This is a genomic window from Trichothermofontia sp. (genome assembly GCF_053493415.1).
Genome location: NZ_JBRCAD010000210.1, coordinates 1 through 10,114, shown reverse-complemented (window position 1 = coordinate 10,114; position 10,114 = coordinate 1). Strand labels below are relative to the sequence as shown.

Here is a 10,114-nt window from a genome sequence, read left to right as displayed (position 1 = left end):
GGGAGTGATCGGAAGCATCGCCTACTGCCGCTGAGGGGGTATCTGAGGGGGCCGTAGCGGGGATCATGGTTGAGGGAGGACGATCGTGGCCGCCGACTGGCGGCGGGGCAGCGGGGCCTAGAGGATGGCGGAGTGTGACCTGGACCTGGGTGGCCTGTTGGCCTTGCTGCTGGACAGACACCGCCCCCAAGTGATATTCATCCGCAATACCGAGCGATCGCAGGCGATCGGCTAAGTAGGTCAACGGGACCCCAGCGCTGACCAGGGCACCTAAACACATATCACCCGCAATTCCGGTTGGACAGTCAAAATAGGCAATGGGCATAATTGGCAAGGGACAGAGGATACGTTCGCTGCCAAGGGTGTGATGGCAAACTAGCAGCGTTAGCTGGGTGGCAGTCGCCTGGGGACGCGTGCCGCGCCTGATTTAGGCAAGGTTTATTAGGGGTGGTTCTAGCCCGCAACGACTAGAGTCGTGACGCCTAACAGTGCGAAACTTGATGTTCACTGTACTAGCAATGGGCGATTTCGGAGCCAGAATTACCGAGGGTTGACGATCGGGTACTAGCGATCTAGGCGGTTAGATCTGGATTGACGCTTGATCTCCCATCATCTAATACTGGGGGAAGGCTTCCCGATACTTTTCTTACCATAATTATTCATGGCCACTCTTTTCCATGTTCATCCTGAGAACCCGCAACCCCGGCTGATTGAGCAAATCCGGGATGAACTGCGATCGGGAGCGGTGATGCTCTATCCGACGGATACGGTCTACGCGATCGGCTGTGACTTAACCGTGAAGTCGGCGGTGGAGCAAGTGCGGCGGATCAAACGCCTGGATAATAATAAGCCCTTGACGTTTCTGTGCTCCTCCCTGTCGAATGTGGCCCACTATGCTTGGGTGCAGGATGGGGCCTATCGGTTGATGCGACGGTTGGTCCCCGGTCCCTATACATTTCTGCTGCCTGCCACGAAGCTAGTCCCGCGGCTGGTGATGGAACCGAAACGGAAAACCACAGGCATTCGCGTCCCCGATCATGCCATTTGTCGAGCACTGGTGGATGCCCTGGGTAACCCCGTGATTTCCACGTCCGCCCATACCTTGTCTGAGGATGGTCGTACCAAAGACGGTCACTGTTCGCGGTTTGAATTGTTTGACCACCTGGAAAAACTGGTGGATGTGATTGTTGATAGCGATACGGAACCGGGGTTTGAGGTTTCGACGATCGTTGACCTTACTCAAGATGAGCCGACAGTTGTGCGGCAGGGGTTGGGCTGGGAAGCGATCGCCGAGTGGATACTGGTTAGCTAAGTTCAGCCGATCACAACATAACTGCTTTGCGAGCTAGTGAAGTTAGCTGAAGTCTATCCTGATTATCCTGATTATCCTGATGTCCGCTCTGTTTTCGGGGCTGGGGCAGGCGGTTTACCGCCCGTGTTTCGCACCGAGATGACCCGTCCCAACAAGTCATACCAGAAGCTCGATCCCATCGAGAGGGCAATCCCTGTAATCAGCCAGCCCAGGGCATAGCGAGCAGGCCAGATCCCCGCCCAGATGCCACGTTGGGCGTCTTGCCGTTGCTGGAGTCGATTTTCATCGCCCCAGCCGATCGGCAATGCTAATTTGCTGGCCACGTTACTGATGCTATCCAAAATCGGGGGGCATGTCGTATTAACGAGGTCTTTAAACGCTTGCTCATTATTCGCAGGGGATAGATTGGGACGAAACTGCTGGCGTAGCGTAGCCCAATCGTCGGTTGCGAGGCCATCCTCAGTTAAAGCCTTGGGAGGGAGACTTAAGCACATCGAAATGTCGGGATTGTTGCTTGCACTTTCCGCTGCGATCGCCACCAGATCATTGCGCAAGACTGAGTCCGCAGATAATCGGGTGACCATATGGATACTATCGGCATTGACGGCGATCGCGGTTAAGATGCCCAAGCAAATCGCCACCAGTTTGGCATTCCGTTTATAGACCCCACCGGCCCGTTCCAAGGCACGATCGAACCAGTTTTCAATTTCGTGCTGAAACTGGGTTAACTCACCGCGAATGCCGACGGCTTTCAAATGGGCCTGTTCTGCCAAAATAAACAGGTTTTCCTTCAGACAGTTATTCAGTTCGCCACTTTTTTCCAGGGGTTCCAGAAACGTGACTAACAAGTTCCGCAGGCTTTGCACCTCCGGCCCACCCTGTTGGGCCAGAAGATTGGCAAAGGTGAGGAAGTCCTGGCGCATTGCGGGCAACAGATCCACTAGGGAATCAATATAATTCTTTAGCTCCGCTTGTTCATACTTAGCCCGTGTGGCATCAATGTGGTGGGTATTGAGCCGTTTCATGATCTCATCCACAATCCAATCCCCCCACTCCGGACGGTTGAGGTTGGCACGAATGGGCGCGATCGCCTGATCTAATAAGCTGCGATAGGGCACATCCACCAGGGTGACTGGCAGTTCCCGAAAGAACTCATCCATCCGGGTTTCCACCATGAGGATATCCTTGAGCACTGCCGATCGTTGTTCATCCGTCATCTGGGGTGAGGCACTGACCTCGCTGACGAAGCGACGAATCGCCGCTAGGGTTTCCTCCCGGAGCAGACGCTGACTGACCTCATGGCGAATCGCGCCATACCGTTGCCAAAATTCATCCACCTTGGCATAGTTGCGAATGAGGTTGACCAAATCTAAGAGCGTGGGTTGGAGGTAACGGATAATGACCTCAATTTCAGTCGTACTATTGGGTAGGCCAAAAACCCCCTCCCGGAGAGCACGGAATTGTAAAATATCGGTCACCGTTAGGTTCAAGTTTTCACTTTGATTCAGTTGCTCAACCTGAAGTGCCAGTTGATCAGGGTGGGGAGTCATCGCCAGATGACCAAAGCGATCGCAGACTTCAACAATACGATGAACCGTTGTGTTTAAATCTGTATGTTGCTGCTCATAGTCACTGACAATTGTCTGAAATCGTGATTGCAACCGTTGGCGGAGAGCCTCATTCTCAACCTTGGTAATAATTTGACCGTGAATAAAGTTTTTCAGTCTGAGGATACTCAGCAGCACCGTTATTTGCGGTATTCCCAAAGTTTCCATCAAACTCACCGCAAAGGACTGACTGGCAATATAGGATGGTCCACTCGTTTTGATATGCCCCTCGTCATCCTCACCAAATACCTTGAAAATCCGATACCACAGGTTACCGAGTCCTCGTGTTACGGGTAAGAAAAATCCCTTGGCTTCCTGATTCAGGGTTCTAATCAGCGGGCTATTGTAAAGACGGTTAGCCAACTGTCGTGACGAGCGCAGTTGTTGTGAACTACTTCCCCCCGCTAATAAGCCTTCGATCGACTCCTTGAGGTGAACTGCCCGCCATTGCAGCAGGGTACCCAACAGTTCTTGTAATTCCGAAGTCAGTAGGCTCAGAATTAGATAGAGAAAGATAAGACCGATCGCAATATCAATAACTAAGGGCAGATCCATGTTCCCAATTCCCAATTCCCAATTCCCAAGCTTCCGCCTGAACTCCCTAGCGTGATCAGCCGGGATGATCGTGACTTGGAGTGTAGCACTAAAACTGGCCTGCCACCCTGTATCCGATCGTAAACCTTCCGATCGTAAACCTTAAGAAAATAACGAACGATCATTTAGTTGGGACAGCCCCCCGATTTGTTAACTTTTTCCCAGGTTTCTATGCCAATCGCCCCGTAAATGTTAAGGACTACTAAGGGATCAGAAAGATCCAACCCGATCATGGGCCATAATGCGCCATGATGCGCTGCACCTACGCAGATGGAAGGCACTATGAGCAATCCCTCGCCCTTAATGTCCCCGCTAGAGTTTACCCATACTTCTTGGCCGGGGCCCCTTACCCCGCATGGTAGGCCAGAACTGCGGCTGGGGAGCGCTGACCCCGATCCAGCGGATGGACCTGTGCGCCACCTACAACGCCTCCTGAGCGAGCGCGGGTATGACTATGTGCTGATTAGCGGCCAGTTCGATCTGCTGACCCTAACCGCAGTCAAGGACTTCCAACTACGCGCTCTCCCAGCCCCAATTAATACCGAAGGGGAAGCTGAGGGCGTTGTGGCCGATCGCACCTGGGAAGCTCTACTCATGCCTCCCCCAGATATGGTCACCGCCCCGCCGGCCCCGCCGAGTCTTGCCCCCTGTCCCCTAGGCACTCACCTGGATCTACCACCGGATCTGGTGGTGGCAGGGCGGTCTACGTCTCCCCAGTGGCGCTCATTACACTATGCCCACTTTTCCCCCCACAGCGAGACTTGGCGCGCCTATCCCTTTCGCGATGACCAGGGCCAGCTTCCCCAATTACGGCTGGGGGATGCTGATCCCCAGGGTAGCCAGGATGGCCCTATCCGACAGCTACAACTGTTTTTACAAGACTCGGGTTACTACAAAGGTGAGGTGAATGGGCACTTTAGCCAGGAATTACATGATGTGGTGGTGGCCTACCAAAATACTCACCCCTCGCTCCTGGCGGATGGGGTGATCAACGCGGCGGATTGGGAACAACTGTTCCGGGACGATCGCCTGGATGTGAGTCAGCCTGGGACGCTATCCCCCGCCGCTGTGACGGTTGCCCCGATTGCCGCAGGGAGCGCTGCGCAAATGGCGCCCATCCCGGCTCAACCCATCCCCCCCCCGCTGCCAGCGGATGTATCCCTCGTTTCCTTTGACCTATCTTTTGAGCAGGGGACGATCGGCCCTGCCCGCACTGAGCATCCCTGGCTGCGGCTACACGCGGCAGATGATGAGGCGATCGCCAATGGTCCCATTCGGCAACTGCAACGCCTGCTGTTTGTGGTTGGGTTCGGGGTGCCTCTGACCGGTGTTTTTGACGTGGCAACGGAACAGGCTGTCCGCCAGTTTCAAGCCCAATCCCCAGACCTCACCGATCCGCCGGGGGAAGTGGGTCCCCAAACCTGGGCACGCCTAGAGCAAGCTGCCGCCCAACCCCTTGATCCCTTGAGTCTGTTGGGGGCCTTTGACGCCAGTCTGGACCCTGACGCAGCCTTGCCCCCGGTGCCGGACCCGCGCTTGTATTGGGATGAACCCTTGCCGACGCCTGCCACGGGCTTACCCCAGCCGGTCTTGGAACTGGTCAACTTCGCGCCCCTCACGCCCACGGGCCAGGTGGGTGCTCCGCCCCTAACCGCAATGTCCTTGCTGCAAAAGGGGCAAACGGATACCACCACCAATGGCCCGATCGCCCACCTCCAACAGCTCTTGAATGAGTATGGTTATGTGCTCACGGTTGATGGGCAGTTTAATGAGGCGACTTACCAGGCGGTTTTGAACTTTCAGCATAGTCATGATTTACCGCCCACGGGGGTTGTGGATCAGCCCACCTGGGAAGTGCTGATGGGACAAGATACGACTGATCCCAACCTGCTTGTGTCCGATCGGGCGGTATTGAATCTAGCCATGCCGGATCTCGCGATACCTCCTACCACGGCGTCTGAACCGACCGATTCCCAGCCAGTCGGCCAGGATTTGAGTCCTCCGGATTGGGTGATCCTGGATTTGAGTCCTCCGGACTGGGCGATCCCGCAAGCGGGGGCTGCGCCTGATGCTCCACCGTCAGTACCCGCAATGACACCGCCCGCTTGGGAGGCGTTGATGGGCCAGGATCAGGGGCAAGATACGACCGAGCCTTCCCCCCTATTGGCCGTCACGCCCCCCACGGATCTGACCCTACCCACGGCACTGGTGGCGTTATCCAGTCCCCCGCCAGTAAGGGAGGAATCCGGGCGATCGCCCTTACCCGATCCCCTGATGCCTAGCGAGACGAAACCGCTGCCTGTCCCTGCCCTGGTGGATGTCTATGCCCAGGGGGAAGCGGTCCTCACGGCTAGTCAGCAACAAGCCCTGCAATGGCTGTCGCAACAGTTGCCAACCGCAATCTTGACGGAGTTTCAGCAACGCTGGCTCCGTCAGGGGAGTCCCAGCTAGCCGATCCAGCGTTATCCTAATCCTGTTGGTCATAGGGTCCGCGTGAGTCTTGGTCTGGTTAGCCGATCCTGGCGGACAAAGCTGCGGTGGGTTGGGAAACCAGATCCGAGGGAGCCGTATCCGAGTGGGCCATAGCCAAGTGGGGAATGTTCTGGTGATCAGTGAGGTGCCGTGCGATGTCCGATCCTGTTAGCTTGATTGAGGTCTGCCAAACCTATGACCCCGATCGTGCGCCAGCCCAAACCGCTTTGCTGGGTTGGTTCAATACCCACTTGCATGATCCGAGTCAGGTCTCCGGGGCGGTGTTAGCGGAATTTGCCCGCCTCTGGCACGAAACCACGGCCCTCCAACCGCCCCCGATCGATCTTCTGACGGTGTGCCAAACCTATCGCCAGGAACAGCAGTCCCCTACGGGCGTTCCGGCCCACCGCGAAGGGGCCCTCCATTGGCTAGAGCAACAGTTGTTAAGCGAGGCTCCGGCCCTGCTGGCGACTTTCCGGCAAGCTTGGCAGCAACGGGACTCGGTGGATGTGAGTACCCTGACCTTGCCCCCCAAGGTGGCGATGCGCGAAGCGATCCCTGCGGCAATCGCGCCGCATCCTCCAGGGGAAATGGTTTCCCAGCCAGCGACTGAAATTTGGGGCGGGCTATCCGAGGTGAGGGTGCCACCGACCAGCGAGAGCGGCATGGGGGATGACCCGTATCCCCATTTAGCGATCGGCAGTCAGGACACGGCAGCTAACGATGGTCCCGTACACCAGCTACAGCGCCTCTTGAAATATAAATTCGGCTACGGGCGGGTGGTGGTCAATGGGGAATTTGAGGCAGTGACAGGGCAGGCGGTGCGGGACTTGCAGTTGAAGCGGTTTGGTGCAGCCCAGGTGACGGGCATCGTGGACGATCGTACCTGGCAAGCCTTGTTGGCCGAACCCCACGATCGTTGGTGGGCGATGTCCGATCCGTTGCTGGCGGGTGAGGTGGATCTGGTTGAGGTGGCCCGCTATTTCCGCCCGGAGCACAGTGATCTCTATGGACGCTATCACCAGGGGGATGCGATTCGCTGGTTGCAGTCCCAACTACCCGTGGCCACCTGCCGTGAGTTTGCCCAACGCTATCGGGCTGATGCCAGTGATGCCCAACCCCCGCTCGATTTAGTCAGTATTTTTGCTTATTACAAGGATCTCCCGCACCAAACCGAGGCCTTGCAATGGCTGCAAACCCAAATTCCGGCAACCATCCTCCAGGACTTTGCGGCCTACTGGCGCAATCCCCACCTCTATCCGCCCGATCGTGCCGCGCACCCAGACACCCTTCTGACGTCGGCACCAGGTCCGGATCTGGCCCTGCCGAGTACGGTGGTTACCCTACCCCTGACGCTGCTGCGTGCCTATCAACAAATTCATCCGAACATCACCCCTGATCAACAGGCAGCTCTGGAATGGCTACAGACCCAAGTGCCTGCCCCCGTCCTCCAGGAGTTTGCCCGCCTATGGTCTGACGAGGCTATGTAGACGGGCAATTGTATAATTTTGAATTTTGAATTCCACCAGTTGGGGTAAACAGAATGCCAGATCCACTCCTCAAGTACGGTGATCAGGGAGCAGCAGTCCGGGAACTGCAACGGCTGATTAATAGCGCCGCGATCGTCCCCCGCATTGATGAGCATGGTTATTTTGGCGACCAAACCTATGTAGCGGTGATCACGCTGCAACAACAGCAGGGGTTAGTGGCGGATGGCTGTGTCAATGAACAGACCTGGGAGGTCCTCCGACAAGCCGGGACGGCATCCACACCGCGCCTCTCTGATCCTGCCCTGTTGGCCTACTTTGTGCGGGAGGAGCCGATCGCGCCTTTACCTAGTGGCACAGCCAGCGGACACCTGCTGCTGGTCTATGGCGATCAGGGTTTGCTGGTGCGGGAATTGCAAGCCTTGTTAAATGTTAGCGGCACAACTCCACCCCTGGCGGAAGATGGGGTGTTTGGGGAACGGACCTATTATGCGTTGGTGTTTTTCCAGCGTCAGTGTGGGTTGCCGGATGATGGTCGGGTTGATGAGCGCACATGGTCGGCCCTGTTGCGATGGTCGCCTGCCCTGGCGGCCCGGTCTCGCCGGTTACCCCCGTCGGATACGACGCGTAAACCCCACCTGAAGTTGGGGGATAAAAATTCGGCGGTCAAGGTGTTGCAATTGTTGTTGAATGTGCGGGGTGCCCATCCCCTAGTGCGGGAGGATGGCCAGTTTGGGGCCGCAACTGAGGCGGCGGTGCGATCGTTCCAGCAAACCCACCAACTACCTGTCACGGGTGAGGTGGACATGACCACCTGGGAACGGTTGCTCCAGGATGTAACCTGGTATCCGGTGTATCGATCGCCCCAACCGACTGCCGTTTCACTGCCGGATCTCTGTCAGTCTTATCAGCCCGATCGTTTTCCTAACCAAACCCGCGCGCTCCTCTGGCTCCAAAGTCAGTTACCAGAAACAACGCTCACCCGATTTGTGCATATTTGGCAAAGTTATGCGCAGCCCTCCTAGGGCTAAGGCTCTACACGTCCGAATATCTTTTAAAAACTTTATCGATGGTTATGTTAGTCACGATTAGATCGCGGGAATACTAGGCATAGCTCTTACATCAACACTGCTGACAGTGGGCAGAAGACCTATGACTCTACCACGATCGATCAGGGCACTTCTCAGCGCTACCTTGGTTTCGGGGGCAATGGCCGCAACGAGCCTACCGGGACTGGCGCAGACGAATGCATCCACCGCCTCTCGATTTTTCTGTGGTCTCTACCGGGGGCATCCAGCTACGATTGCTCGGACCGTCTCACGGGGGAATATCCCGTTAATTTTATGGGTAGATGATTCGTTTCCGGAGCCGTGGAATCCCCAATCCCGATGTGAGGAGATTTCAGCCCGTTTTCAACGCTTCTATGAAAATGGCACGCTGAATCATCTGCGGGCAGCGGTGACGAATGGCCAGCCTGCCCTCTGTGTGGCAGCCTATCATGGCGGGGACTGTCTGCCCAATGGTTTGGTCGTAACGTTAAGACCCTATACCGATCCCAGTGCGGTTTTAGATCGTTTACTGACAAAACGGGTGATGGTTGATGGCCAGCCCATCTTCCTCTCTGGCATGCCAGAGGCGGATCGGGTGCCGCTGGAGATTACGCCCGTGGGTGAGGCGGTTTATGGGGACTTGCGTCCTTTGCTGGAACTGCTGCCGCCTGTTCCCCAAGCTTCGATCCCGTTGCCACCAGGACCGATCTGGGAGGAACCCTCAGTCGGGCATGAATAGGCTAATGATGCAGGGGAGTTGGGGCTATTGTCGGGTTCTGTTGACGGGGCTGGTATCCAGTAGCTTTTGTGTGGGTGCGATGCTGGCCTGCCCGTGGAGCCGTGCGACCTTCACTAGCCAGAAATTTTCCCAATTAACCTGGATGACGAATGCGGGGCAGTGGCAGGAAACGGACCTGTATCAACTGGCGGAACGGATTAGTGTCCAGGTTATGGCTGGCGAGCCAACTCGACAAACCATTGGATCGGCGATCGTGATTCGGCGGCAAGGTTCAGTGTATGGGGTGCTGACCAATGCCCATGTGCTACGGGCCGATCCAGGTCCCTATTGGGTGCAAACCTATGATGGTCAAGTTTATCCGGCGCAGCCTATTGAGGATATTGCGTTTAAGGGTAATGATTTGGCCGTTCTAGCGTTTGCAAGTCCCCAGGTTGCGTATCCCGTTGGCCCGCTAGGCCGTGGGGGACAAATCGGGGAGGTGGTTTATGCGGCGGGATTTCCGATCGCGTTCGATTCTGAGGAAGCGCCTAAATTTACATGGCAGCGGGGCCAGATTTCATTGCTACTCCCGAAACCTTTAGCGGGGGGGTATCAGTTAGGATATACCAATCCAGTGACGTCAGGGATGAGCGGCGGGCCGGTTCTTAACGCTCAGGGGCAATTGATTGCGATTAATGGGATGCGTGCGGAGGCGTTGTGGGGTGATCCCTATGTACAGAAGTGTTGAAAGTTAGGTTAAGCGATGGAAAAAAGGGACAGAATGCAGTATTCTGTCCTCTAACAAATAAAAAATGATGTTCTATGATAGCCTCATTCCCGAAGCTTGTCAAATTGATCTTGAAGCAGCTTTGTCC

At 56.1% G+C, this 10,114-nt stretch carries 8 protein-coding genes; 6 read left to right on the top strand and 2 right to left on the bottom strand.

The genetic code is table 11. The annotated features are described in order from the left end of the window. A partial coding sequence (gene larC, locus ACWIUF_RS18775; RefSeq protein ID WP_448574055.1) for a nickel insertion protein occupies positions 1 to 325 on the bottom strand: 325 nt, incomplete at its 3' end. A 336-nt stretch (positions 326 to 661) separates the two neighbouring features. Here larC and ACWIUF_RS18770 point away from each other — a divergent pair. Beyond that, a complete protein-coding gene (locus tag ACWIUF_RS18770; RefSeq protein WP_448574054.1) occupies positions 662 to 1,312 on the top strand; it encodes an L-threonylcarbamoyladenylate synthase in 651 nt (216 codons plus the stop codon). Between the two features lie 71 nt (positions 1,313 to 1,383). Here ACWIUF_RS18770 and ACWIUF_RS18765 read toward each other — a convergent pair whose 3' ends face one another. Next, on the bottom strand, positions 1,384 to 3,474 hold the full coding sequence (locus tag ACWIUF_RS18765) for a hypothetical protein (protein ID WP_448574053.1): 2,091 nt from the start codon (positions 3,472 to 3,474) through the stop codon (positions 1,384 to 1,386). Between the two features lie 321 nt (positions 3,475 to 3,795). Here ACWIUF_RS18765 and ACWIUF_RS18760 point away from each other — a divergent pair, with 321 nt between their 5' ends. From ACWIUF_RS18760 to ACWIUF_RS18740, 5 genes are all read left to right on the top strand, one after another. Next, complete coding sequence (locus ACWIUF_RS18760; RefSeq protein WP_448574052.1) at positions 3,796 to 5,964, top strand: peptidoglycan-binding protein; 2,169 nt, start codon at positions 3,796 to 3,798, stop codon at positions 5,962 to 5,964. Between the two features lie 176 nt (positions 5,965 to 6,140). After that, entirely contained in the window at positions 6,141 to 7,475 is a 1,335-nt protein-coding gene (locus tag ACWIUF_RS18755; RefSeq protein ID WP_448574051.1) for a peptidoglycan-binding domain-containing protein, read from the top strand. A 53-nt stretch (positions 7,476 to 7,528) separates the two neighbouring features. Beyond that, a complete protein-coding gene (locus ACWIUF_RS18750; protein WP_448574050.1) occupies positions 7,529 to 8,497 on the top strand; it encodes a peptidoglycan-binding domain-containing protein in 969 nt (322 codons plus the stop codon). 127 nt (positions 8,498 to 8,624) lie between these two features. After that, positions 8,625 to 9,260, top strand: coding sequence for a COP23 domain-containing protein (locus ACWIUF_RS18745; protein ID WP_448574049.1), 636 nt, complete (start codon positions 8,625 to 8,627; stop codon positions 9,258 to 9,260). Next, positions 9,253 to 9,987 (top strand): S1 family peptidase, encoded by a 735-nt coding sequence (locus ACWIUF_RS18740; RefSeq protein ID WP_448574048.1) that lies wholly within the window; start codon positions 9,253 to 9,255, stop codon positions 9,985 to 9,987. The genes ACWIUF_RS18745 and ACWIUF_RS18740 overlap by 8 nt, the downstream gene beginning before the upstream one ends. Positions 9,988 to 10,114 lie beyond the last annotated feature (127 nt).

Excerpts from the sequence above, each read along its gene's own strand:
- ACWIUF_RS18770 (WP_448574054.1), top strand. The coding sequence starts at position 662 with ATGGCCACTCTTTTCCATGTTCATCCTGAGAACCCGCAACCCCGGCTG.
- ACWIUF_RS18765 (WP_448574053.1), bottom strand. The coding sequence starts at position 3,474 with ATGGATCTGCCCTTAGTTATTGATATTGCGATCGGTCTTATCTTTCTC.
- ACWIUF_RS18760 (WP_448574052.1), top strand. The coding sequence starts at position 3,796 with ATGAGCAATCCCTCGCCCTTAATGTCCCCGCTAGAGTTTACCCATACT.
- ACWIUF_RS18755 (WP_448574051.1), top strand. The coding sequence starts at position 6,141 with ATGTCCGATCCTGTTAGCTTGATTGAGGTCTGCCAAACCTATGACCCC.
- ACWIUF_RS18750 (WP_448574050.1), top strand. The coding sequence starts at position 7,529 with ATGCCAGATCCACTCCTCAAGTACGGTGATCAGGGAGCAGCAGTCCGG.
- ACWIUF_RS18745 (WP_448574049.1), top strand. The coding sequence starts at position 8,625 with ATGACTCTACCACGATCGATCAGGGCACTTCTCAGCGCTACCTTGGTT.
- ACWIUF_RS18740 (WP_448574048.1), top strand. The coding sequence starts at position 9,253 with ATGAATAGGCTAATGATGCAGGGGAGTTGGGGCTATTGTCGGGTTCTG.